Genomic DNA, 25557 nt, shown 5'->3' with positions numbered 1-25557 from the left:
CCCAATCTGAACGTACAGCACAGTGCCGTGGCCACCACAACCCGCTCCGTTTCCGTCACCAACCAGCGCCGTCGCCAGGCAGTCGAAATGCGGCTGGCCGGGGCTACGCTGGAAGCCACGCGACGCGCCACAGGGCTCAGCATTCCCACTGTCATCGCCGCGCACAAGGCCTATCAGGCTGGCGGCTGGGACGCCGTGGTTACCCAGAAAGGCGGGCGACCCGCCGCGGGTTACGAAAAACTCACACCAGAAGCCATCCAAGCACTGCAAACAGCCATGTTGGCCAACGACCCGAGCCAACTACAGGAGCCGGGTGAACACAGGCTATGGAGCCAGAATGCCATGGTGGCCTGGTTCAAGCACCAATGTGGCCTGGCGGTACCGGTGCGCAATGCCGCCCGCCTCGTTCACAGCTGGGGGCTGAACTGTCCCAATCTGCTGGCGCAGGCCAAGGCGTCGCGCAGCCTGGATGTCGTTCAATGGATGGCCGCCCACTATCCGGCGCTGCAGGCCGATGCACGCAAAGCCGGCGGCCAGATTCTCTGGGCCGGCCAGCGGCAGGTGGCCGCGCTGCACTGCCATCAGATCTATGCACACACTCCACGCGGCCAGGTTTTCTGGCTGCTTTTTCCCAAGACGCCAGGCCTGCAGGATTGGCGAGCATTTCTTGAAGGCCTGATCGCCCAGTTTCCCCACTCGCAACACATTGTGCTGGACAACCCATACCTGCTGCGGCCCCAGGCTTTGGGCAAATGGCTGACCGACCAAGGCGAGCGCATGTGCGCCGTGTGCCTGCCCACCGGGCAACCTGCACTTGCAGACCTGCCCGCCCCGCAGGCAACCCCTGCGGCAACCTCTTCATTTTCGACATCAACGACAAGGCAAACTATGCCCCTTACCCACTTACAGCGGCTGGAAGCCGAAAGCATTCATATCATGCGGGAAGTTGTAGCCGAGGCCGAAAACCCCGTCATGCTCTATTCCATTGGCAAAGACAGCGCCGTCATGCTGCACCTGGCGCTAAAGGCCTTTTATCCCGCCATACCGCCCTTCCCCCTGCTGCACGTGGACACGCGCTGGAAATTCCGCGACATGTACGCCTTCCGCGACAAGGTTGCCAAGGAAACGGGCATGGAGCTGCTCGTGCACATCAACCCCGACGGCGTAGCCAAGAATATCAACCCTTTCACCCATGGGTCGGCCATTCATACCGATATCATGAAAACCGAGGGCCTGAAGCAGGCGCTGGACAAACACCGCTTCGATGCTGCCTTTGGCGGAGCCAGGCGCGACGAGGAAAAATCGCGCGCCAAGGAACGCATCTTTTCCTTCCGAACGGCCCAACACCGCTGGGACCCCAAAAACCAGCGCCCGGAACTCTGGAAGCTGTACAACGCCCGCAAGCACAAGGGCGAATCCATGCGGGTATTTCCGCTGTCCAACTGGACGGAGCTGGACATCTGGCAATATATCTACCTGGAGAATATCCCCATCGTACCGCTGTACTATTCCGCGTCCCGGCCTGTGGTGGAGCGCGACGGCGCCCTCATCATGGTGGACGACGACCGCATGCCGCTAAAGCCGGGTGAAGTGCCCATGATGAAGAAAGTACGTTTTCGCACACTGGGCTGCTACCCTTTGACCGGCGCCGTTGAGTCCGAAGCCGACACGCTGCCCGCCATCATCCAGGAAATGCTGCTGACCCGCACATCGGAGCGCCAGGGGCGCGTCATCGATCACGACTCCGCCGCTTCCATGGAAAAGAAAAAACAAGAGGGATACTTCTGATGTCACACGTTTCCGACCTGATTTCCACCGATATCGCGCAGTATCTGAGCGCACACGAGAAAAAGCACCTGCTGCGCTTCATTACCTGCGGCAGCGTCGATGACGGCAAAAGCACGCTGATAGGCCGCCTGCTTTTCGAATCCAAGATGCTGTTTGAAGATCAGCTGGCTGCCGTGGAAGCCGACTCAAAAAAATGGGGCACCCAAGGCGACGCCATCGACTTTGCCCTGCTGGTGGACGGCCTGGCTGCCGAACGCGAGCAAGGCATTACCATCGATGTGGCCTATCGCTTCTTCTCCACCGACAAGCGAAAATTCATCGTGGCCGACACCCCGGGCCACGAGCAGTACACGCGCAACATGATTACCGGTGCGTCCACCGCCGACATGGCCGTGGTCATGGTTGACGCCCGCAAAGGCGTGCTGACACAAACCCGTCGCCACAGCTATCTGGTGTCGTTGATTGGCATACAGCACATTGTGGTTGCCATCAACAAAATGGACCTGGTTGACTACGCCGAATCCACCTACAACAAGATTGTCGAAGACTACATGGCCTTTGCGAAGCAGATAGGCCTGAAAAACGTTACCTTTATTCCCGTCTCCGCCTTCAAGGGCGACAACATCATCAGCCGCAGCCCCAATATGGGCTGGTACCATGGCAGCACACTGATGGGCTTCCTGGAAACCGTGGAAATCAACGAGATGCGAATGCAGCAGCAGCCCTTCAGGCTGCCGGTGCAGTGGGTAAACCGCCCCAACCTGGATTTCCGCGGCTTTACCGGCACTATTGCCAGCGGCCTGATCAAGCCGGGCGACAAAATACGGGTGCAGCCCTCGGGCAAGGAAAGCTCGGTTGCACGCATTGTGACGCAAGGCGGCGACCTGCCCATGGCAGTTGCGGGGCAGTCTATTACCCTGACGCTGGCAGATGAAATCGATATCTCGCGTGGCGATGTCATCTCCACGACGGAAGCATCTGCCGAGGTGGCCGACCAATTTGAAGCCACGCTGATCTGGATGCACGACGAACCCCTGTTGCCGGGCCGCCCCTACCTGATGAAGATTGCCAACAACATGGTGTCAACCACCGTTACGGCGATCAAGCATCAGGTCAATGTCAATACGCTGGAGCATATTGCCGCCCGCAAACTGGATTTGAATGAAATCGGTGTGTGCAACATCAGCCTGGACAAACCGGTGCCCTTCGACCCCTACGAAGAAAACCCGGATACTGGCGGCTTTATCCTGATTGACCGCCTTACCAATAATACGGTAGGCGCCGGCCTGTTGCGCTTCGCCCTGCGCCGCAGCCATAACATCCATATGCAACACGTGGATGTGAACAAGGCAGCCCGCAGTGCCATCAAGCAGCAAAAATCGTGCGTACTCTGGTTCACCGGCCTGTCGGGCGCGGGCAAATCCACCATAGCCAACCTGGTGGAAAAGAAACTACACGCCGAAGGCCGCCATACCTATTTGCTGGATGGCGACAACATACGCCATGGCCTGAACAAGGATCTGGGCTTTACCGATGCAGACCGCGTAGAGAACATACGCCGGGTTGCGGAAGTGTCCAAACTGATGGTGGATGCCGGCCTGATCGTCATTACATCCTTTATTTCGCCGTTCGAGTCAGAACGCACCATGGCGCGCGGCATGCTGGAAGATGGAGAATTCATCGAGGTGTATGTCAGCACTCCGCTGCAGGTTGCGGAAAGCCGGGATACCAAGGGGCTTTACAAGAAGGCGCGCTCCGGCGAACTGAAGAACTTCACGGGAATTGATTCACCATATGAGGTGCCGGAGAATGCGGAGATTGTGGTGGATACGAGTGGAGGCTCACCTGCAGAACAAGCGGACAAGATACTCGAGTATTTGAAAGGAAACGGGTATTGTTAGAAATGAGCGTGGGTTAAGGCCCACGCTTTTTTGAATACAGGACATTGGAGCACGGATGGCATCGAAATCGCGCATTGTAGTTGTGGCTGGTTTTCACCGCAGTCTGACATCGGCAGTGGCTCAGTGGTTGCATAACGCGGGCTTACCCATGGGTAGCTATCTAATGCCTCCCAATCCATCCAACCCAGATGGGCATTTCGAAGACATGCCACTAGTTGCACTACATGATCAGTGGCTGGCTCGCCACAATACATTTTGGCAATTTCACGATGAAGTGTCGCTTGGAATGGAGCGAAACCTGCCATATGTTGAACGATACATCGAAAGACGAAATCGAATCGATGGACCAGTTTGGGGAATGAAGGATCCGCGCCAATGCCTATTCTTACCAAGATGGAGTGAGGCGCTAGGCGACGCCGGCCACTATGTCATCCTGCTTAGGCATTGGAGCGCTAGCATTCAATCTCTTTATCGTCGTCATTCCGAGCTTCTGGCATTTCAAGAAGGCTCAGCATCTGAAAATGGCGCATTCTGGTACCAACCAGAGCTAGCAGCTGATATGTGGATAGCCTATTGCCGTCGAATCTTAGCTTTTATCGAAAAATGTCCGAAAGTTCAGCGCTTAGTTTTAACTCAACAATCAATATTAAGCGGAATTTCGCTGATTGAGCTTGTAAATAAACAATTTGACATACATCTGAATCCAAAAACGCACAGTTCGCTGAAACCATCGTTGGCTCACAACCAAGTTGATTGCAGCATATGCCGTATGATAAGCGATGAAAAAATTGCAGCTTTAAATAGTTTATGGGCCAACTTATTAAGGCATGCAGATATACGCAGCGAATACGAGCAGCCCAAGTGGGGGCCAAATATACAAGATGAACAATCAAAACGGCAAGATTTCGCCAACGATCTATTAAACTCGGCTGAACAAAACAAAGAGAATAATACGTGTACCCAAACCCTCCCTTTAAAGTGGCGCGAGCAATTATCTTTTCTACATACATATCCTCGTACGCCAGCATCATTAGGCAGCATATTAGAAGCGATAGAAAGTCGAGCTAAGTTTGACTCACATATTTGGGAACAGTTCGCGCTAGTATGTAAATTTAAAGGGCAATTAGAGCAGGCGAAATCGGCATTTCTCAACGTCATACTTAGCGGCCATACTCCTCCTTATATTTTTATGTATCTTGGTACTTGCTATGAGGCAATGTTAGATGAAGAAAGTGCTGAACATTTTTATAAGTTAGCCTTATTAAAGAATCCAAACAACGCCAGGTTCTATACGCATATGGCCAGCCTGTGGCTCACTATTGGCCGCTACGCAGAGGCGGATGAATTACTACACACTGCTTCACAAAAAGGTATCGTAACCTCTCCCCTCCTTATTCTTCGAGCGATAGCCCTCGATCATATGGGAAAGACTCAAGAAGCAATTTCCTTACTCAAGTCTCAAACAAATGCTGATCTTGAAATACAAAAGACACTCCTGACATTGCTTTTAAAGCAGGATTATTCCTTGAACAAAAGTCAATATAAAGACTGGGTCAAGAAACGTTGTCAAAATCCTAAATTTCGAAAAGCGAGCTATGCTCTCATTGCATCAGTAAAAAGTTACAGCAGTCGTTTGGATCTCGCTAACAGAATAGCTACGCATCTTACTCCACAACCTTGACCATCGTTGGGTTTCCCTTGCCGTTGTGTAAGTGTCTGTAATGATCTACTCGTCAAAAACGGTATGATCATGTGGCTCAATAAAAAGACCCGACCTAGTGTACCGAGGAGGGCCATCTCTGAAAGTGTCTCAACCGAGATTCTTACGCAAGAACGGGTAGTCAAATCACTCTCCAACGAGGCTTACAAGGCAGCATTCAGAAGAGTTACGTTTCTTCTCTGGCAGGGTTACGATTACGCTTCCCCTTCAATATTGTGCGAAAAAATAGTTTGATTGCTACCAACAACCTTACATACAACGGTATCCCCAGGTTTCAATAATGGTTTAAATTCTATATCAAAGCCCACACATCCGCGACGTGGGGGCCTAGCTGACAATAGTAAAGGGCGGAACTGAGTTGCTCGCACAGGCTTTCCATACAAGGTTCCGTTAACAAGGCACTGAACCTCAACTGGCTCGGAATTGCAGCCATAGTATGCGAATCCTCGCAAGCTCCGTGTAGTAATGTTCAACAGCTTTCCATGGACAAAAGGGCTCCCATTTCGCTCCATTTCGAGCCTTATATCCAGTAGTTCATTAGCACGTTTCAATAGTCGAATATCTTCTTTATTCGCATCGAGGATAGCTTGAATAATATCATTATCTAGACATAAATTTAAATTTTTCTCAAGAGGCTTTTTATTCTCATAATACTCTAGAAAATCAGTTCCAAATTTTCGATTCAATACGGCCAAGCTTTCACTATAACGCTCAGTGACGCCCAACAATCCAATTGTTTCCAAAGGAATTCCCGCCAATAATCTGCTTTGAAAATTATTAGCCTCAGGGCTCTTGATATAATCAAAAAAATTCTTATTAAATTTCTTATTATGACGTCTGTGATGCTCAAAATGAGAGATTATTTGAGATAATGGATGGCGTACAAAAGTAATAATATTCTCTGCAGGTATGATAGGTAAATATTTGCTAACAGGAACATGGCCAGCAATCATTCTTATTTTTGAATTTTGAAATTTAGAAAGGAGAGCAAACAGATCATTATTGCAGGCTAATCCTTTAATATCAACATGTGTTTTCCCAGACTGTAAGCCATAGTCACACGCAATGCTTTCACTGCCATATGCTTTTTCAGCAGCAACTCTAAAACTAGTGCCTGCGGTTTTAGGTACATGTACAAAATATAGAATACGGGGTTCTATCATGGAGTTTGCTAATAATACACAAATTATTCGTCTCGCGATGCAATCGAGAAATCTTCGCGTGCTCGGCTTAAGTTAACATTATAATAAGGGTCTTCAGATAAAATTCTTCCCCATTTATTTTTCATAAACTCAACTTCCGCCGAAAAGCGTGCTAATTTTACAGGGTCATCTTCTGCACCTCTAGATTTAGATTCGAAATGATATAGTTCTGCATAAGGTGTCCATAAATTTCTGTATCCTGCTTCTCGCACCTTCAGACAAAAATCGACATCATTAAACGCTACAGCGAGATTTTCTTCCATTCCTCCAACTTCAAAATAAAGTTCCCTTTTAATCAGCATGCAAGCGCCAGTAACCGCTGATAAATTTTGTGTAAGTTGAAGCCTTCGAAAATAGCCTGGGGCATCTCCACAGCAATGCTTATGAGAATGACCTGCAACGCCACCCAAGCCAACTATAACTCCAGCATGTTGAATAGTATTATCTTCATAATATAGTTTAGCGCCAACACAACCGATATCATCCCGTGAAGCATGCCGCACCATTTCCGTAAGCCAGCTGGAGTTAATAACCTCAACATCATTATTCAATAACGCCAAAATCTCTCCTCGTGATGCATTAGCTGCATAATTATTGATAGCTGAATAATTAAAATGAAACGGGTAATCCAAGACATGAATATTAGTGTGTATTTGTTGTAATTGACGCAAGTAATTTTTTACTTCAGGTTCTCGACTACCATTATCAATAATGATAATTTCAAAATTTTTATATGCAGTCTTACTCAATACGCTTTCAATGCATCTATTCAGTAACTGAAATTTATCTCGGGTGGGTATTAATATGCTGACAAGAGGGCGGGGGTGAGAAAGCGGGAATGTGACGCGATAAGTATTACTGGATATGCCCGAGTTAACCACAACATCAAATTGATCGATTGCGCGAAAGTAATCTCGCAGTGCACGCAAGCCCGCAGTGCTCGAATAAGGTTTGCATTTTTCACTCTGCGCGGTAGACCCTTCATGGATACGCCAATGGTACAGGACTACAGGAATATGAGCGATTTGCTCAGGATCAATATGTTGTAAGCATCTCAAAATCAAATCATAATCTTGACTGCCTTCTAAACCAATCCTAAAGCCACCAATTTGGTCAACAATATTATAATCAAAACAAGATAAATGAGATATATAGTTTTGGGAAAAAAATAAATCTGGATTCCAATCAGATTTAAAATGAGGAGAGCTTCTAGCTCCCGCGCTATCTATCTTATCCTCATCAGTGTATATAAATTTTAAGTTGGGCTGATTGTTTATATAAGACGCAATAAAATGCAGCGCATGCACAGCCAGCTCGTCATCTTGATCTAAAAATGCAACATAATCTCCGGCTGCCAAGGACAATGCACTATTAGAGGCCTCAGAAATATGACCATTAGATTCTCTAAAGAGGACTTTAATTCTGGGCTCTTTAGATGCGTAATGGCTTAGCATAGCTCGCACATCAATATCTGTAGAGCAATCATCCGCGATGCAAAGCTCCCAATTATCATAGCTTTGACCAACTACTGAATCAATAGCTTTGACTAAGTACTTTAAAACTGGGTTATATACCGGCATTATGATGGAAAAGCGAGGCCTCTTTAGAAATTTTTTTTGCTCGAATACTGCCGCGTCAATTGTTTTTATGGTGGCTGGACATTTGAATGATAGCCATAATTCATAGTTATAATCAGCTAGATTTCGTTTTATTTCTGCCCTATATTCTCTATATAAATAAAATAGTGGAGATTTGAATTCCGGTAGAGCCTCGCTTCTAATTCTTGACCACAAAGCCCAAGGGTCGCTCAGTGAAAATCTATTTTCCTTAATACACAAATACTCTAGCATGAGAGTTTTCACGCAGTAGGGAGATTGTGACTCAATTGCAAAGGTGTCAATAGTAAAATTTACAGCCTTATCAAACGGATCAAAACGCAAAGCTCTAGCATTATGTTTAAGCCGAATAACTAGCTCAATAGGATCCTCATTCCTAAATGCAATAGATATCGAATTTTTTTCAGTATACCCTTTACCATAATCTATATAGAGCTTAGCTAAGCCCATCGAGCAAGCAGCCGATATTTCAAAGGATAGCTTATACCAACCTTTTTTAAATCCATGAATTGACTGTACTTTAAATCCTGGATCATTATTAATGGACGTCCAGTTATACGTTTCAGCATCATTAGAAATAATATTAATATTTGGCACCAAATACAAAATCTTTGATCGCTTCTTTTCATTATTCTCTTTTAAAAGCTGTAGTCTTTTATTAATAGAAAAGCAAATATGACTAAAATATATCTCTAGGCCAGCACCGAGCTTCCAAAAACTAATTGCCATGGATTTTAGAAATTTCATGTAATTATTTTTTAATCATTTAGATGACAATTGTTTAAAATATATAAACAAACTCAATATACAAAAAATTATAATATAGGCATTAACGCCGCTAGATTAAATTTCTTTCATTTGCAAAACGAACCATAGTAGAGTCATATACATCTTTATAAGCTAGCGCTAACCGGTCTAAATCAAACTCTGTAGCCTTCCTATTGGATGATAGAGCGTATTTACTTCTAGTATTTGGATCACACATCTCCTTCATCGCCATGGCAAGTTCAAGGAAAAAAGCACGACTATCTCGTTGGTTTTTTAGTAAAATTCCGCATAAAGTAGACGTAGTACTCTCCGTCATCATAGACCGGATTTCCCCGATATCAGTTGCAATAACAGGTAATCCTTCTTGCAACGCCTGAATTAAACACAGAGGGTAAGATTCACCTTCAAAACGGGTTGGTAATATAAGACAATCTGATAAGCGCAATACACCATTAACTGTTGATTGATAGCCTAGAAAATGCACTCCATCCATACCCTTGGCTAGAGCACGTGCACTGTCTGTTGCTTCCCCGTCACCTACTAAAATCAACTGGACATCATGTTTTCCAAGCTTTTCTCGTAAAATGGAGAACCCCTCAATTGCAGCTCGCCAGCCCTTCCGTTTGATGCCGCGAGCAACTAGTACAAATACAGTCTCTTTTTCTGATATACCTAGATCGCTCCTCTTGAAGCCCGCGTCTCTACAATCACGTGGCATAGCATTGGGCAACTTAACAAAATTATCCCAATCAACCTTTCGATTGTTAAAAAAATCCAAGTTTCGATCAGCAGTATAAATCCAACTGGTAACGTTGCCAGTAATCCAGTTCACGAGCTCAGTTGGTGCGGATTCAAATCCCACATAAGAGCCATGAAGCGTAACAACCCAGGGTCTTTCAATAGCGTGTGCCCCCATCGTATAGAGAAATGCATCTGCTGCTGCAATGTGGCTATTAATCAGCGTGACACCACACTCTTCAAAAAATTGCGCCCTTCCTTTCATTGCCATTTGCGAAGCGTGATAAACAGGAATTCCTTTATATAGTCTGTTGGCCATATCGCTATTAATTTCTGTCATATCTACTGCCAACATCGAGACAAGATAGCCCAAATCATGAAGCGCATTCGCCAGGTTTATTGGAAAAAGTTCACCCCCGCCAGAATAAAAACCCAAAAAGCATATTTGAATATGCTCCCTTGCTCTCGCTTCACGCAATAGTGACTCAGTATCATATACATCTTTAAATCTGCCAAACTTAGATGCTAAATCGAAATGATTAAATTGATTTTCTATTTGTTGTAAAAATCTTATACGAGTTGATTTTGGAATACCCCAATATTGAATAATAAGCTGAAGTATTCTAATATTTTCATCATAATAGTATTTATGATTGAAATTGCTAGCAGAGGTATTAGCGCCATGCTGTCGGAAATAAGCAATAGCATCAGGCACAAAAGCAATTTGCCCCGCTCCCGCGATATGGATATAAAGAAACCAGTCTCCGCAAATTTTATAATTTCGCGCTTCTCTCCAGACACAATCTGAAATAGACACTCTACGAAATACGCAGCCGCCTACATTTGCGATAATATTATTTACTCCAAAGGCTCCATCGAACCATTCTTTAGCAGGTCGTATTAGCTGTTTATCCCAGATGCGAGGTTCCGCATTCTCACGATAAGCGTCCAGCCCCTCTTGAAAGTTACCCCGATTATCCGAAAATTGGATTCGGCCAAAGCTAATATTTATCGATTCATCGATAAAAGTTGGTACGATATGCTCTAAGAAATTGAACTCACAAAAATCATCACTTTCGCAGATCCATACTAATTCGCCTTTCGCGTTAGCCAGGCCTTTTTGCCATTGCGCAAACACATTTCCAGAATTGGAGTCATTGAAAATCAATGAGGCCTCAATGTTTAACTCCGATATTGTTTCTTGAATTATTGCTTGGCTGTCGTCTGTAGATTTATCATCCAGAATAATTATCTCTAAGTTATCATAAGTTTGATTTGCGATAGAATTAATACGCTGCTTTAGATATTTAGCATGATTAAAATTAGGAATAATAACTGAAACTAGAGGCCTAAATTTTCCTTTTCGACTTTCTATATACGACTTTGTCTCACGATGCTCTTTATGGCCAAATTGACAATAATGTAAAAAAGGATTTACGCCGCTATTTTTTATATCAACATATCGATCTATATAATATGTAGTAGAGAAGTTTGGGCATGGATCGTAGCCAAGCTTCCATCCCGCCAAAAGATAGTGGATCCTTGGGTCAATTGAGTATGTCAGAACCTCAGGATAAGTATTTATATAAAACGACTCGTCGAAGAGCTGAGAAATTTCATTTACATCATCGACACTGTAATCCGTCCAGTCCACATTAGCTAAATTAAACTTTGAGCCATGGTCAACATGCTTCGACTTTTCAATTTCAGTTATGCGTCCTTCAGCTCTCCCATGAAGAACCCAATGAACAAATGGATTTAAATTATGGCTCGAAATATCAGGATATTTATTTAAATAATATTCTCCGTCAAAATATTTAGCCGGCTTTCTGTGTTGTTTCCAGCCGATAAACAAATAATGTAATAATGGATCCAATTCCACGTCATTGTATTGCTGACAATAATACTGACTATCAAATTCAGATTTAATTAATTCAAACTGATTCTCAGTTAATCCCAAAACGAGCGTGGAGAAATGCCTTGCATTATGATATTCTTTTAATCCAAGTGGATACCTGCCCTCAGCTTTCCCATGAAATACATAATGCCAAAAAGGATTAATTTCCGCCCTTGCTATGTCTGTATTTGAGCTGATGTAATATTTAGTTGAAAAATCTCTAGACGGGTTTCTTTGTTCTTTCCATCCCCAGATCATATAGTGCGTAAGTGGATCGATGCCCGCATTTGCAACATCAGGGTATTGCTTTAAATAATAATCAGGGTCAAAATATTTTAAATAAGCTTCTCGCTCTTCAGAGCTGCATGTAAATTCTCCCTTGGCACTTTGTGGTTGAGTGGGTAGTTTAGTCTTCTTCCCTATTTCCACCCAATGTACGAGAGGGTTTATGGGCCCAATATTATGAGCATTAATATAAAATTCTGTTGAAAAATCTGGCCTCGGATCTCTTCCCTCACGCCAGCCATAATTCATATAGTGCAATAATGGATCAATACCCGAATTTACTACATCAGGATTATTTTTAAGATAAAAATCGACATCAAATGCGTTTATTATATGTGGAGAAAAATATTTCTCATCATTTTTGTTCTTTTTCCAAAACCATTTTTTAAAGTAACTCGCCATCATATACCATACGCGCTATATAGCGATCCAATATTAATTACCTTCACTTATGAGGCGCTAGATTAATTAATTTCTTTCAAAGTGCTCAATAATGGAGGCAGCTTAATTTCCGGTGCAACTCGCAATAATTCGCTTGCGATACTCGACAACTCATCCTTTTCATTGTTTGCATCCATGTGCTCAGCGCGTCTAAGAAGTTCTATAACATATCGCCCATTCATCAAATTGGAGAGAAGTATAGCTATGCTATCGATAGACTCAGAGGATAGGCCTCGAAGCGGTGCTGATGTATTATTCGTTATATTTATATAAGACGTGATTCCAAATACATCAGATAGCCAAATATTGTCGGGTTCAGACAGTCTCGCAATTTTTTCCGATACAACAGCAGGTAAGTGAAATTTTTCACCTCTTATCAATTCTATAGCTTGAAGCTCACGCATTGTCCTGCGGGTTCCATGTTTTCCATCGACAAACATGGGGCGTTGTCTATTCAAGCTACTCAGAATTAGAGCAGCCTCATGTGAAAGCGACTCATTCGCTTTCGTCTCTTCCAATAGAATTGTAGATGCCATGCTGCCTTTAACAGCAGCAATTTTGTTAAGAAAATACTCTACAATCCCTTGTGAATAGCTAGTCATCTCTTCAAAAGTATAAACATGGGTGTTTTTTCGCCCAAATGCTTGGATTGCATTACCAATCCTTCCTTTACAATTTTGCAAAGGAGGATTTTCATACATTGATTCTAAAATATCTCCCCCTTTTAAATGCTGTTGCATGACACTCGCACAATAATTGACAGGATTCCTCACTACATAGCATACAGAAATTTCATCCGCGAGTGTTTTAGCCCAGTCATTAAATTTTTTTAATTCTGGCGCAGATAAGTTCGCCATACCTTCAGCGGAAAATAGAATTACCTCTGGTAATTTGCTAGAAATTTCCTCTTCAATCACTATTCGGGCTTTTGTGCCTTCCTTTCTCAGCTCCTCAATATCTATTATGCCAGCAATCTTATTTGAAATATGAGTACGAGGGTCTTCCAAGAAAGCCGTGCACAATGCGTTTGTGTGGTTTGCAGCAATCCCGGAATATAAAACTCCCGTTTTTTCAAAAAGCTCGTGACGCTTCACGTATAAGCTGTTTTGGATAGTTGTCGTCGCGGTCTTCGGAAGACCTGCATGAAGAATGAGTTTCTTTGCTTTCCGCATAAGACTTTTTTAGTTAAGTTAATTTTCACCAAAACAGCTTGATAAGCTAGTGTCAACCTTAAATAGCTAATCTCTGTCTAACTTTGTGTAGCTCCTCTTTTTCGCCTTTAAGGCGCTTAATCCTCTCAATTGTGTATACTCGACGACGACGCTCCATATCCGATAAATCGCTAATATTTTCGAGCTTTTTTTTCTCTTCAAGCATCTGATGCATTTCAAGAGCTATCTCTTTAAAACGCTCTCCTGTATAAATAAGTTCTTTTTTACCTTCTACGCTCAGGTCAGCCATAATTCATCTCTTAAAAAAGTAATTCGAACAAAATTCCAATGCTTGGTTCAAAAATTATGTTAATTATCTCTTAATTTCCTACATCTAAATCGAAATATTTTTCCACCATTTAGCCGTTCTTCTAAGCCCCTCCTCAATAGATATGTTTGGATGCCAGCCCAATTTTTCTTCAGCTCGTGTTATATCAAGATAATTGCGTTGGACATCCACTGTTCTACTCGAGTGAAATTCAATTTTGATTTCACGCTCAAGGGCATTCTCAGATAGCTTGATAATCTCTAATAATGAATAAGGCTGTCCTGATCCAATATTTACCACATCGGGAGGGTTTGCCGATTTACAAGCTAATATAAATGCCCTGGCAACATCATCTATATAAATAAAATCCCTCTCAACTGTGCCATCCCCCCAAATGGGAAGCACTCTGTCGTTTATGCCGTGCTCCATAGCTGCTGCAATGAAACCCTGGTTACGGATTGCACGTTGTCCCTCACCATATGGGTTAGAAATCCTAATCGATATGGTCCTCATAGAACTTTGCATCGAAATAATTCGCAAATAATTCTCGATAGAAAGTTTGGAAACACCATAAGCATTAATTGGGCGTGTTAACATGTTTTCGCTCAGGGGAACATCACTTGAATATCCATACACCGTTCCACCGGATGATGAAAAGATGAATTTTTCAACCCCCTGAGTACGACAAAGATCCGCCGCCTTTATGCTATGCTCAACATGCAATCTCACCTCCGATGCTAAATCGAAATTGGCGGACCCTGGAAGCGAATTGTTGGCTAAAAAAATTACTATTTGACTACCAGCAATAGCTGACGAAAATAATGTGGAATCATTAATGGAGCCAATAATTGTCTCTACTTTGAAGCTACTGTCATCCGATATAGGGCAGACATCTATCACCGATACCTGAGCATCTTCTTTTTGTAAAGCCTTTACTATGTGCCGTCCAATAAAACCGTTTCCTCCTACCACAACTACCCGCTTCGCGGAGAGTGCATCTTGATCGTTGATTTGATTCATATAGTAGTTCAATCCTAACGTACAATAATTTATAATTAAATGAAATATAAATTTTCAAATCTTGAAACGTAACAAATCACACTCTAATCTATACAGGGGCCCGCTAAACTAAGCAAATAAGTCAGCCATGCTAAGACTGCTACCTGCCAAATCCTTGGGTGACAGGATAGGCGCCTCTTGTAACGGCCACTGTATGGATAACTCTGAATCATTCCAATGTATTGTCCGTTCCAAATCTTTATACCAATAATCAGTAGTTTTATATAAAAACTCTGCTGTGTCAGAAAGCACTAAAAAAGCATGTGCAAATCCTTCAGGTATCCAAAGTTGCCTCTTATTATCCGCAGATAAAATAACTCCGACCCATTGGCCAAATGTTTTTGAAGATCGCCGTATGTCCACAGCAACGTCATATACCGCTCCAGCAACAACCCGAACTAGCTTCCCTTGTGAATGAGGTGGTAACTGGTAATGCAGCCCTCGTAAAACATTCCTATAAGAGCGAGAATGATTATCCTGTACAAATCTTATGCGCTGTCCCACAAGCTTCTCAAACAATGCTTCATTAAAGCTTTCAAAAAAAAATCCTCGATCATCAGTGAAAACTTTTGGCTCCACAACCTTCACATCACCGATAATAGTATTAGTTATTTTCAAAATATTAATCCTCTAACATTCCTATTAGATAAGTTCCATAGCCATTCTTCTTCAGTGGGGTAGCTAGTTCAATAATGCGATCCGCCGTAATGTATCCTAGCCTGTATGCGATCTCTTCTAGACATGCGACCTTCAGGCCTTGCCTAGTCTCAATTGTCGCAATGAATTGGCTAGCTTCAAGCATAGATTCATGAGTTCCTGTATCAAGCCAGGTATACCCTCGTCCTAAAGTTTGGACATCTAATTGTTTTTCTTCTAGATATTTTTGATTTACATCTGTTATCTCCAACTCTCCTCTTGCGGAAGGTTTAACGGATTTTGCAATTTCGACTACGCGTTCATCATAAAAATAAAGGCCAGTCACAGCATATTTTGACTTCGGGCGCCGAGGCTTCTCCTCAATGCTCAAAGCCTTACCCGCTTCGTCAAACTCCACCACACCATAGCGTTCTGGATCTTGCACACGATAAGCAAAGACACTTGCGCCTATGCTTTTTTTTGACGCCTGCCTAAGCAAGTCTGCCAGGCCATGGCCATAAAATATATTATCTCCTAATACGAGACAGGAGGGGCCCCCGGATAAGAAACTCTCTGCAATCAGGAAAGCTTGAGCCAGTCCGTCCGGGCTATCTTGCACGGCATAGTGAAGATTGATTCCCCATTGCGCACCATCTTTCAAAAGATAATTAAATCTTGGAATATCTTGTGGTGTAGAGATGATAAGCACATCGCGAATCCCAGCCAGCATTAAAGTACTCAACGGGTAATAAACCATAGGTTTATCATAAACAGGTAAGAGTTGCTTTGAAACAGCCAACGTGGCTGGGTACAAGCGCGTGCCTGAGCCACCTGCCAATATAATTCCTTTACGAAGCATTTTTTTGCCTTAAAATATTATCTGAATATGATTTTTTAATTAACGATGCTGCTCTCAGCTTACAATTATTTGCGAGATATTCTCTTTGCCCTGAATTCTCTGATAGAGAAAGAATAGCATCCACCCATAACTGTTTCTCATTACTCAATAGCAATCCGTCTTTTTTATTATCTACGAAATCTTTATAAGGAGCGACACAGCTATATAAGCCAGCTGCGCCGAGCCGAGCACTATCAAAAAATTTTGTATAGCTTCTTCCTCTATTGAAAGATTTACTAATCAATGGCACTAAGAATAAATCTACGCGTCGTGATGAAGTATATGCAAAATAATTAGGCCACGACATGGCTTGAATTACACTCACGTGAGGCAAATCCCGATATAAGCGGCTTACATATGAATCACCAAATATTTCCATATAAATATTGCTACCATATTTCAGCACCGGAGCCATTACATCGTAAAGCCATATTATTTCGTCGCGATGAGAAGTCGAACCATGATAAGCTACATACACAGGCTTAGATCTGGTTAAATAGAAAGTGGGAGGACTAGGATTCAAAAGCTTAGGCTCAAGATCTGCATATTTTTCAGCCAACATGTTAGCGCCAACCCAGAGCCCTGAACAATAACGTTTAATCCAACCACGGTAGCGTAATGCTTTTTGCTTTAATTTACGTACATAATTGATTGGCAACCCCACCATGGCTGATGAATCAAGTAAATCATCATCCATAAAATAAATTAAGCCAGCCAGACATGGCTTGCATTTCTGCAACTTGCGATACCATGCGTTATTCAGATAACGCATGATTACAACCACATCTCCCCAAGCAAGCTGAAAATCTTCGGGATTTCTAGAAATATCCACCCTCAGCACTGATAGCTGTGCATACATTGATTCAATAGAAACACCAAAATAGCCTAAAGTGGGATTGTCTCCTTCATGCAGAATGACAAGGCGGGCTGGCTCTGCCATATATTTATAATTACATCTATGTTTATGAGCTATTCTCAAATAGCTGGTAAGGCGACACAATCCATTATGCATCATTGCCACCAAGGGTAGTGTATGCGTGGGGATCCACTAAAAGAGAAATCAGCACGTTGATAATTTAGATTTGGATTATAGAAAGGGTCGTGATGCATCGCTTCACCCCACCTGCGTCGCATATAGGCAACCTCAGCCTTTGCTCGCAAGCGCTGCTTGCGGCTGGTATCAGCACCCCTAGAAATCGATTCATGATGATAAAGTTGTGCATGAGGCGTCCACACGACGCGACGCCCTGCTTCTCGCACACGCAGACAATAATCCACATCATTAAAGGCCACGGGTAACTTATCTGCGTCCAGCCCATTCAGCGCAATATATAAGTGACGCCAAGTCATCAAGCAAGCGCCGGTTACAGCAGACAAATCTTGGGCTAGGACAGCGCGAGCACAATAGCCCTCGCTCTCTTTCGGCAGGTTCGCATGCAGATGTGTAGCGCAACCGCCAACCCCAACTACATCTCCCGCGTGCTGGACGCTACCGTCGTCGAAGAGAAGCTTGGCGCCCACCACACCCACTTCAGGCTGGACTAGATAGCCTAGCATTTCTTCAATCCAATCGGGTGTAATTACCTCTGTGTCATTGTTCAGCAAGCACAGCACACTTCCATCGCTATGGCTTACCGCCCAGTTGTTTATTGCGGAGTAGTTAAATTCCTTTTCATATGAAAGTATCCGAATCTTGCGATGAGAACGCAAGCTATTAAGATAAGCAATAGCTGCTGAGTCGGTTGTCTTGTTGTCAACGATGAAAATTTCGAAATTATCGTATGAGCTTTTCTTCAATACGCTTTCAATGCACGCCTTGAGGTGCTCAAAAGCATCTCGCGTGGGAATAATAATGCTCACCTTGGGCTTGGGGTCAGAAATATCATAGCGAATATGATAATAATCATTATGGTTGCTGATTACATTTCCTTTTGCACCGATACGTTTCAGGTGGCGACTCACTGGATCAGGCTCCGGCATTTCCGTCGCTGCTCGATTGGCTTGGTTTATCGGGAAATGCCAAAGTGGCGCGGGGATATGTAGAATATGTTTTGGTTTGGCCACCTCACACAACCGAAACAGAAGGTCATGATTCTGGCCGTGGTAAAGCTGTTTATCTACCGCTTCTAGCTCCTTGGCAAGCTCTTTTGTACGGTAAGCAACAGCGCTGCCAATATAATTTGTTGAGCATAATAACTGCGGCGACCAATCCGGCTTGAATACAGGGTCTTGAGGGATTTGATCAGGCCCAAAAAAGTCGTGATCTGTATAAATAATGGTGGCATCAGGCCATTGCCTTGCCTCATATGCGAGCCAGTACAATGCGTGCTCAGAAATACTAGTCCCAGCAACCAGGAACACGTACCAGTCGGCATTGAATATATGGCGCTGCGCCAAGGCGGCGAAAGCAGCAACATCAGTACACTGTAGAATTTCAAACTGCTGATATAACTGATGATGAAGTGAGGCCAACGTAGTTTGCAGAGCCTCTTCCTGCTCTCCCGTTACGAAGATCTTGAATACGGGTTTGTCCGGCCAATGTTCAATTTGTTTCCGAATCAACTTCGTGTCTATATCCTGTAGGCCGTGGAATCGCTGTACCCATAGTGGGTAATCCATAGGTGCGCATGCATCTCTGATATCGGCCATAACGCGATGTGCGCTAGGGGTATGCGTAATCAATGAACGCAACCTAAAACCCAGGCGCCGACGCACGGTATAAGTCAGCTTACGATATATGGGTAGCATGCGCTGCACTCGCCGCACGGTACGCTCAATGAGGCCAATAGACCTTGCCGACCATTGTTCGAGCTCAAACGAACCCTCAGCACCTAGAGGTTGCATATAGATACTGTGCCATTTACTTGGCAAACATATCAGTTCCAGCACGGTTCCTTTTACTGAAACAGGTATGCGGATGCTGATGGGGTCAGGCTTGCCAGCCACTTCCACCCTTAGGCACGTCATCCTGCGCATGCCATGGCTTCGGAGAACACCCCGTATTAATACCCAGCCTCCCGCCGCTGGCTTTATGCTTATGCCCAGATCAGCGCGAAACAAAGCATCTTCATCGGTTGATACCCAAATCCCCTGTGTCGCCTCCCAATGCAATCCGCGCACCGGCACAAACTGAACCGGCACGGGGCCACGTCCGCGCGGGGGAAGCGAGGCAATTGATATCATCCATGAGACTCCGGATAGAGCTCATCTATAAGCCGCTGCACATGGAATTTCCAATCGGGCAATTGAAGCCCGAACGCTTCTTGTAGCTTGGCTGTATTCAGTAGCGAATTTTGCGGGCGGAAGGCGGGCACGGGGTAATCCGCCGTGGAGATGGGCTCTATGGCATCAGGCTGCACTTTGAGTCTCATACCCTTGGCCTGAGCAAGCTCCAGCACGTAACGGGCATAGCCATGCCAGTTGGTTTCGCCTTCGCTTGCCAAGTGGTAAATACCCGAAACACTATCGCCACCCTGCCCCCGAACAGCCTGATGCAGCGCTAGCGCTGTAACGTCTGCAATCATTTCCGCGCTGACCGGCACGCCGTGCTGGTCACTTACCACTCTGAGCTGGTCTCTTTCCTGTGCAAGGCGCAGCATGGTCTTGGCGAAATTGCTGCCTCTGCTGCCATAGACCCAGCTCGTGCGGAAAATCATGAATCTATTGTGTGCTGCCTGAATCAGCGCCTCTCCAGCCAGCTTGGTGCTCCCATATACCGATAATGGGTTGCAGGCATCGTCTTCACTATAGGCCCCATTCTTCCGGCCATCAAAGACATAATCCGTTGAGTAATGAATAAGCCACGCGCTGCGCTTGCCGGCCTCTTCCGCCAATACGCCAACAGCATCCGTGTTCACACGCCTGGCCGTGTCTGCGTCCGATTCTGCTTTATCCACAGCGGTATAGGCTGCCGCATTGACGATGACGTCGGCTCGTGTTTGATTTACCAGCCGCCGAAGTCCGGCAAAATCCTCCATGTCGGCTTCGCGCCGGCCACAAGCAGTCACATTACCAAGCGTTGCCAGCGAGCGCTGCAGTTCCCAACCCACCTGGCCATCTTTTCCGAGCAATAGAATGTTCATGCTGCGTACTGTGCCTGTATCCAGTTACGATATGCGCCACTGGTGACATCATCAACCCACGCCTGGTTATCCAGATACCAGCGTACCGTCTTCTGGATGCCAGTATCAAAGGTTTCCGCCGGTTTCCAGCCCAGCTCTTTTTCCAGCTTGCTGGCGTCAATGGCATAGCGTCGATCGTGGCCTGGACGGTCTTTGACAAAAACAATTTGCGTCTTGTACGACTCGCCGTCAACACGGGGCTGCTCCACATCCAGAATATTGCATATGGTATTCACCACGTCCAGGTTGGTTTTCTCGTTCCAGCCACCCACGTTATAGGTTTCCCCCGGCCGGCCATGCTTAAGTACTGTGCGGATGGCGCTGCAATGGTCGCTGACGTAAAGCCAATCGCGCACCTGCTGGCCGTCGCCATAAATAGGCAGGGCTTTGCCCGTCAGCGCATTGTGAATAACCAGGGGGATAAGCTTCTCGGGGAAATGATAAGGCCCATAGTTGTTTGAGCAATTGGTCGTCAATACCGGCAGGCCATAGGTATGCAGGTAGGCACGCACAAGATGGTCGGATGCCGCCTTGCTGGCGGAATACGGGCTATTGGGCTCATAAGGGTTGCTTTCCTTGAAGGCGGGGTCTTGCGTGCCAAGTGAGCCGTATACTTCGTCAGTCGACACATGCAGAAAACGAAAAGCCGATTTTTCCTCTTCTGGCAGCGCTTGCCAATATGCGCGTACCGCCTCCAGCAAGCGGAACGTACCGACGATATTTGTTTGAATAAAAGCCTCTGGGCCACTAATGGATCGATCCACATGGCTTTCGGCTGCAAAGTTAAGCACTGCTCGAGGCTGGTATTGACGCAACAGTCTAGCCACCAGCTCCGCATCGGCGATATCGCCTTGCACAAAAACATGCCGCGCGTCATCGACCAAGGAGCGCAAATTATTGCGATTGCCCGCATAAGTGAGCTTATCCAGATTGATGACGGCCTCATCATTTTGAGCCAGCCAATCCAGAACAAAATTGGCGCCGATAAAGCCGGCCCCGCCCGTAACAATGATACTCATAGCATTTTCCCCTGCTATGGTCGGCGCCAGTTATTCTCCGACGCCAACCAACTGTTCTTTAGCTTTTCTGATAAGCGGCAATACCTTCTTCCACATCTTCAAACGGAATCAGTTTGCCATCTTGCAGCAGCAAGACCATATCGCAAAGATTGCGAACCTGACCCATACCGTGTGTAACAAGAATCAGGTTGGCCTTGCCGGTTCTTTCCTTGAAGGCGTTTGCCGCCTTTTTCTTGAAATGTGCATCGCCCGTGGACATGGCCTCGTCCACAAGGTAATAATCGAAGTCAAAGGCCAGGCTAAGGCCAAAGGCCACGCGGCTACGCATGCCGCTTGAAAACGTCTTTACAGGCCTGTCGAAGTATTCTTCAATTTCTGCAAACGCCTCGACATACTGCACCAGCCTTCTCAAGGTTTCACCCTTTGCACCCTGTACCCGGCATACGAACTTGACGTTCTCGCGGGCGGTCAACGAGCCTTGAAATCCGCCGGAGAGGCCAACCGGCCAGGAAATGCTTTTATCGGTAATGATTTTTCCGCTGTCTGGCGCGTCAAGGCCGCACAGCAAGCGCATCAATGTGGATTTACCTGCGCCATTTCGCCCGATAATGGCGACATTGCAATCTGGCGGAATAGTGAACGACAGATTGCGAAAAACCGTTTTCCTGCCCCCGTGGTCGTGCAGATAGGACTTTGTGACGTTACGCAATTCAATCATATCGCCAACAACTCCCTGCGCCTAACCCAATACAGTGATATGCCAAGGAACAATGTAATTATGGCAACTTCTAGCGGATATAAATAACTGATGCCTTCTGTGTGAGGAAAATGCGCAAACGTGGCTGAACGCACATTATCAAAAATATGAAGGTAGGGATTCCACAGCAACCACGACATGTATTGGCTGGGGATTGCCCAAATGGGGAAAATGATGCCCGATACAAAATAAAGCGGCCAAAATATCAACCGTATTACAGTCTTCGCGTTCGGCATCACCTCTGCGATAACGCAGAAGATCAATCCCAGGCCAAATGACAAAATGATGCCAGTCGAAAGGGATGCAATCCATTCAAGCGGCCTGTGAATCGACACGTCAATATCCAGCCACAAGGCCATGAAACCCGCAATCAATAGATATACGCAAGCCATGAGGCAAAATTCAACAATCGTTCGCGCTACAAACGTGTCAAAAGGCCTGATATTCGGGTAGGCAAACAGCGCCCTGTTGGCATTGACCGCATCCATCAGCTTCAGGGCGATATTGCGCATTAGAAAAAATGGCACCAATCCCGTCAGCAGGAAAACCGAATATTCCATGCCCGGCACATCTCGCCCATGTATGGTGCTGAATATCAGCATCATGATTGCGATATGCGCAGCCGACTCAAACAGTATCCAGAACCAGCCCATGCGGCGCGCGCCCAGCCGCGTCTGCATTTCACGCAGTACCAGCGCAAAAAGCACATCGCGTACGATTTCAAGGGTTGGGCGCTTACGCATTACGATTTCTTCCTATCGCGACACGTTCTCTACTGTCCTGCCCAACACCATCACCTGCACTATGGGCGAAATCAGCTTCTGGAATTCATACACATGCGCATTGGTCACATAAACCGCGTCCTCGGGCTGTACCAGGAACTCGCGTGCCAGGAATATGGCCGTGGGCTTGCGCATGTCCAGTCTGAATACCTTCGCCTCGGTCTGGCCATCTGGCTGGTCGACAAGGCGGAATACAAATACGCCGCGGGCGTCCGCACGTCTTTCATCCAAACCACCCACAGAGCCCAGCACCTCCAGCAAGCTGGGATGCTCGGACGGCAAATCCATTAGGCCGGGCTTTTCCACCGCCCCCATGGCCACAAAACGCTTGCGAGCCCGTTCCACGATAATTTCCGAGTGCGGCGGCACAGGCCTGTTGGCGCCCGACAGTAGATCCTGGTAGCTGTAGGTGCTGGCGTTGCCTCCTGTGCGCAACACGACCTTGACCAGATGCGGCTCCAGTAGCGGGCCGCCCGCCTCGTTGATGGCATCAAGCAAGGTCAAAGGCCCCTGCAAGGCGGAATATCGCCCCGGCGCCTTGACGGCGCCCGCAACCAGTACCGAGCCTGACAAGTCGCCCACCAGGGATACATGCACTTGCGGATCGGTTGCCACACTTTCGATATTCTTGCGGATGCGGTCCTCCACCCCGGGCAGCGTCAGGCCTGCTACTTTTGGCCGCCCCACGTAGGGTAGTGAAATCCTGCCTTCGGCGTTTACCCGTACGCGCTCGAAAACAGTGCCGCCGGCAGCCAGAGGGGCGAACAGCGCGCCTTCGGCTGCACTGTCGGAAATCGTAACGCTGATGACGTCGCCCGGTATCAGCTTTGCTTCGGGCATGGGCATGGCCGACACATCGGCCACGGGCTCCGCTTCCGCAGGGCGTAGATAGGGTTTGATCGTGTCCGCAGACAGTTCAATAAGGGTATAGGGTGGCGTTTCCACGCCCTCTTCCGTTGGCGGCTCCAGGATATCGCCCTTGGTGGGGCCCGCTCCGGAGAAAACACTGCCTCCGCAACCGGCCAGGATGGCAAGCATACCCAGCACCAGCGTCATGCGGCCGGCCACTCTGCCCAGCGGAAAAGGGGTTGCCATATTATTTGCAAGCATTTTCATGTGTTCTTTCTTTATCTGGCAGCGTTCTGCATCAATCACGATGATCTTCAATGGTGGCGATGACAAATCGCACCACGCCATAAAGCAGCAACAAGCCTATCAATATGGTGAACAGGTTGTAAATGCGTTCGGGATAGATGGCCTCCTGGGGCATATTGGGGCTCACCACCCTGACCAGGCTGCGTATTTTCTTGGTGGCTTCGATGCGGGCGTTTTCCGCGGCGGCCATGGCTGCCTTGTAGGTTTCTTCGGCCAGGCCCACGTCGATTTCACGGTCTCGGTAGGCTGCCGCGATCACGTTGAGTTTGTCGCCCTTGTCGCTTGACAGCAAGCTCTTTTTTTCCACCTCCAGCTGTCTGGACATGGCATCGATGCGTACGCGCTGCTGGCGAACCTGCGGCGTATTGTTGCCTAATGACGACATCAAGGCCTTGAGTTTGGCCTTTTCCCGTGTCAGATCGCCTTCCAGCGTGGCTATGATGGTGGCGCGCGCCTCAGCCGAGGATTGCGCATTCAGGTATTCGCTATTGGCCTGGAAGTCGACCATGGCGCGTTTCTTTTCTTCATATTTATGCCTGGCCAGCGCCAGCTCGCTTTCGGCGAAGCGCAACTGCTCGTGCGCCAGGCTGTGCGACAGCTCGTTCACGAAACGGTCGCTTTCATCCAATATGGTTTGCAGCACTTCCTGGGCGAATTTGGGCGTCAGCGCCTGTACTTCCACCGCCAGCAAGCCGGTGGTCTCGTCGTAGTAGGCCTGCACCAGGCGGCGATAGAAATCCAGCTCGTCTTCCTGGCTGGTGGTATCGAATATCCAGAAAAGCGGGTCGCGGCGCTGCTGCTCGAAATGTTTGCGCCACTGCAGCTTGTCGTCCAGCACCTGCATCATGTCCGTGGACAGGATGTATTCGCGCAAGTACAAGGTTTCTTCACGCGAAGCCGGGTTCACCCCGGCAATCATCATCGCCAAACCCGGCACCATGGCCTCGGCGTCGTTGCCCGCCTGGCGCACCACGGCTTGCGCGCTGCTGACGTAGCGGTTAACCGCAAACAGGGCGTAATACAGAATGGCAATTGCCATGGGAATGACTACCATCCACAAGGCCAGGCTATTGATGCGAAATATACGTTTCAAGGACATGTGTTGGGATATTAGTATTACTTTTTGTTTAACTTCCAGAAAGTGAGGCAATTATACCCATGGCCTATGACAATACTTCATTGAATTAAGCACCACGGGTAAACGCTGACGACGAGATATTACATTTCGTATAATCTGCATCCGGGGATCGATTTTACGTGTCGCGCAAAGTGATAGAGTCATATTTGGCACTATC

The 25557-nt window shown here is 46.5% G+C and carries 19 protein-coding genes; 3 read left to right on the top strand and 16 right to left on the bottom strand.

Translation table 11 applies throughout. The features are described from left to right. The first annotated feature begins 87 nt into the window (after window positions 1-87). Genes cysD through ERD78_RS06160 form a run of 3 tightly spaced genes read left to right on the top strand, consistent with a single transcriptional unit; the run spans window position 88 to window position 5370 of the window. Entirely contained in the window at window positions 88-1788 is a 1701-nt protein-coding gene (gene cysD / locus ERD78_RS20160) for a sulfate adenylyltransferase subunit CysD (protein WP_129969060.1), read from the top strand. Continuing rightward, window positions 1788-3689 carry a sulfate adenylyltransferase subunit CysN gene (gene cysN, locus ERD78_RS06165; protein WP_129968430.1) on the top strand — a complete coding sequence of 634 codons (1902 nt, stop codon included), beginning with the start codon at window positions 1788-1790 and terminating at the stop codon, window positions 3687-3689. Before cysD ends, cysN begins: the two co-directional genes overlap by 1 nt. Before the next feature lie 55 nt (window positions 3690-3744). Next, a complete protein-coding gene (locus ERD78_RS06160) occupies window positions 3745-5370 on the top strand; it encodes a hypothetical protein (protein ID WP_129968429.1) in 1626 nt (541 codons plus the stop codon). Between the two features lie 233 nt (window positions 5371-5603). Here the strand turns inward: ERD78_RS06160 and ERD78_RS06155 are convergent, their stop codons facing one another. The 16 genes from ERD78_RS06155 to ERD78_RS06080 all read right to left on the bottom strand — a co-directional run bounded on the left by ERD78_RS06155 (window position 5604) and on the right by ERD78_RS06080 (window position 25361). After that, entirely contained in the window at window positions 5604-6572 is a 969-nt protein-coding gene (locus ERD78_RS06155) for a sulfotransferase family 2 domain-containing protein (protein WP_129968428.1), read from the bottom strand. 23 nt (window positions 6573-6595) lie between these two features. After that, window positions 6596-8974 (bottom strand): glycosyltransferase family 2 protein, encoded by a 2379-nt coding sequence (locus tag ERD78_RS06150; RefSeq protein WP_129968427.1) that lies wholly within the window; start codon window positions 8972-8974, stop codon window positions 6596-6598. A gap of 91 nt (window positions 8975-9065) precedes the next feature. Next, window positions 9066-12320 (bottom strand): glycosyltransferase, encoded by a 3255-nt coding sequence (locus ERD78_RS06145; protein ID WP_129968426.1) that lies wholly within the window; start codon window positions 12318-12320, stop codon window positions 9066-9068. Between the two features lie 59 nt (window positions 12321-12379). After that, on the bottom strand, window positions 12380-13450 hold the full coding sequence (locus ERD78_RS06140; RefSeq protein WP_129968425.1) for a hypothetical protein: 1071 nt from the start codon (window positions 13448-13450) through the stop codon (window positions 12380-12382). Window positions 13451-13586: 136 nt separating this feature from the next. Then, complete coding sequence (locus ERD78_RS06135; RefSeq protein ID WP_129968424.1) at window positions 13587-13817, bottom strand: hypothetical protein; 231 nt, start codon at window positions 13815-13817, stop codon at window positions 13587-13589. Window positions 13818-13901: 84 nt separating this feature from the next. Next, window positions 13902-14855, bottom strand: coding sequence for an NAD-dependent epimerase/dehydratase family protein (locus ERD78_RS06130; RefSeq protein WP_129968423.1), 954 nt, complete (start codon window positions 14853-14855; stop codon window positions 13902-13904). Between the two features lie 108 nt (window positions 14856-14963). After that, complete coding sequence (gene rfbC / locus ERD78_RS06125) at window positions 14964-15512, bottom strand: dTDP-4-dehydrorhamnose 3,5-epimerase (RefSeq protein ID WP_218940795.1); 549 nt, start codon at window positions 15510-15512, stop codon at window positions 14964-14966. A gap of 4 nt (window positions 15513-15516) precedes the next feature. Then, on the bottom strand, window positions 15517-16389 hold the full coding sequence (gene rfbA, locus ERD78_RS06120) for a glucose-1-phosphate thymidylyltransferase RfbA (protein ID WP_129968421.1): 873 nt from the start codon (window positions 16387-16389) through the stop codon (window positions 15517-15519). Beyond that, window positions 16379-17368 carry a glycosyltransferase family protein gene (locus tag ERD78_RS06115; RefSeq protein WP_129968420.1) on the bottom strand — a complete coding sequence of 330 codons (990 nt, stop codon included), beginning with the start codon at window positions 17366-17368 and terminating at the stop codon, window positions 16379-16381. The genes rfbA and ERD78_RS06115 overlap by 11 nt, the downstream gene beginning before the upstream one ends. A 71-nt stretch (window positions 17369-17439) precedes the next feature. Next, window positions 17440-19611, bottom strand: coding sequence for a glycosyltransferase family 2 protein (locus ERD78_RS06110; protein WP_129968419.1), 2172 nt, complete (start codon window positions 19609-19611; stop codon window positions 17440-17442). Next, window positions 19608-20510 carry a dTDP-4-dehydrorhamnose reductase gene (gene rfbD / locus ERD78_RS06105; protein ID WP_129968418.1) on the bottom strand — a complete coding sequence of 301 codons (903 nt, stop codon included), beginning with the start codon at window positions 20508-20510 and terminating at the stop codon, window positions 19608-19610. Before rfbD ends, ERD78_RS06110 begins: the two co-directional genes overlap by 4 nt. Next, complete coding sequence (rfbB, locus tag ERD78_RS06100; RefSeq protein ID WP_129968417.1) at window positions 20507-21568, bottom strand: dTDP-glucose 4,6-dehydratase; 1062 nt, start codon at window positions 21566-21568, stop codon at window positions 20507-20509. Before rfbB ends, rfbD begins: the two co-directional genes overlap by 4 nt. A gap of 58 nt (window positions 21569-21626) precedes the next feature. Next, window positions 21627-22286, bottom strand: a complete 660-nt coding sequence (locus ERD78_RS06095; protein WP_129968416.1) for an ABC transporter ATP-binding protein — start codon at window positions 22284-22286, stop codon at window positions 21627-21629. Then, complete coding sequence (locus ERD78_RS06090) at window positions 22283-23032, bottom strand: ABC transporter permease (protein WP_245152359.1); 750 nt, start codon at window positions 23030-23032, stop codon at window positions 22283-22285. Before ERD78_RS06090 ends, ERD78_RS06095 begins: the two co-directional genes overlap by 4 nt. Window positions 23033-23080: 48 nt before the next feature. Further along, window positions 23081-24202: a polysaccharide biosynthesis/export family protein gene (locus ERD78_RS06085; protein WP_245152358.1), complete on the bottom strand. Its 1122-nt coding sequence runs from the start codon at window positions 24200-24202 to the stop codon at window positions 23081-23083. Between the two features lie 52 nt (window positions 24203-24254). After that, complete coding sequence (locus tag ERD78_RS06080) at window positions 24255-25361, bottom strand: KpsE/RkpR family capsule polysaccharide export protein (protein ID WP_129968414.1); 1107 nt, start codon at window positions 25359-25361, stop codon at window positions 24255-24257. Window positions 25362-25557 lie beyond the last annotated feature (196 nt).

This window comes from Allopusillimonas soli, assembly GCF_004153445.1.
In the GTDB taxonomy this organism is placed as follows: domain Bacteria; phylum Pseudomonadota; class Gammaproteobacteria; order Burkholderiales; family Burkholderiaceae_B; genus Allopusillimonas; species Allopusillimonas soli.
The sequence above is the reverse complement of the archived record's forward strand: the minus strand, read 5'-3'. Positions and strand labels throughout refer to the sequence as shown.

What these genes read in the sequence shown, in the direction of transcription:
- ERD78_RS06145 (WP_129968426.1), bottom strand. Translation starts at nt 12,320, where the DNA reads ATGATGGCGAGTTACTTTAAAAAATGGTTTTGGAAAAAGAACAAAAAT.
- ERD78_RS06115 (WP_129968420.1), bottom strand. Translation starts at nt 17,368, where the DNA reads ATGGCAGAGCCAGCCCGCCTTGTCATTCTGCATGAAGGAGACAATCCC.
- ERD78_RS06150 (WP_129968427.1), bottom strand. Translation starts at nt 8,974, where the DNA reads ATGAAATTTCTAAAATCCATGGCAATTAGTTTTTGGAAGCTCGGTGCT.
- ERD78_RS06085 (WP_245152358.1), bottom strand. Translation starts at nt 24,202, where the DNA reads ATGGCAACCCCTTTTCCGCTGGGCAGAGTGGCCGGCCGCATGACGCTG.
- ERD78_RS06095 (WP_129968416.1), bottom strand. Translation starts at nt 22,286, where the DNA reads ATGATTGAATTGCGTAACGTCACAAAGTCCTATCTGCACGACCACGGG.
- rfbD (WP_129968418.1), bottom strand. Translation starts at nt 20,510, where the DNA reads ATGAACATTCTATTGCTCGGAAAAGATGGCCAGGTGGGTTGGGAACTG.
- rfbB (WP_129968417.1), bottom strand. Translation starts at nt 21,568, where the DNA reads ATGAGTATCATTGTTACGGGCGGGGCCGGCTTTATCGGCGCCAATTTT.
- rfbA (WP_129968421.1), bottom strand. Translation starts at nt 16,389, where the DNA reads ATGCTTCGTAAAGGAATTATATTGGCAGGTGGCTCAGGCACGCGCTTG.
- ERD78_RS06130 (WP_129968423.1), bottom strand. Translation starts at nt 14,855, where the DNA reads ATGAATCAAATCAACGATCAAGATGCACTCTCCGCGAAGCGGGTAGTT.
- ERD78_RS06110 (WP_129968419.1), bottom strand. Translation starts at nt 19,611, where the DNA reads ATGATATCAATTGCCTCGCTTCCCCCGCGCGGACGTGGCCCCGTGCCG.
- ERD78_RS06135 (WP_129968424.1), bottom strand. Translation starts at nt 13,817, where the DNA reads ATGGCTGACCTGAGCGTAGAAGGTAAAAAAGAACTTATTTATACAGGA.
- ERD78_RS06160 (WP_129968429.1), top strand. Translation starts at nt 3,745, where the DNA reads ATGGCATCGAAATCGCGCATTGTAGTTGTGGCTGGTTTTCACCGCAGT.
- cysN (WP_129968430.1), top strand. Translation starts at nt 1,788, where the DNA reads ATGTCACACGTTTCCGACCTGATTTCCACCGATATCGCGCAGTATCTG.
- ERD78_RS06080 (WP_129968414.1), bottom strand. Translation starts at nt 25,361, where the DNA reads ATGTCCTTGAAACGTATATTTCGCATCAATAGCCTGGCCTTGTGGATG.
- ERD78_RS06155 (WP_129968428.1), bottom strand. Translation starts at nt 6,572, where the DNA reads ATGATAGAACCCCGTATTCTATATTTTGTACATGTACCTAAAACCGCA.
- cysD (WP_129969060.1), top strand. Translation starts at nt 88, where the DNA reads ATGCGGCTGGCCGGGGCTACGCTGGAAGCCACGCGACGCGCCACAGGG.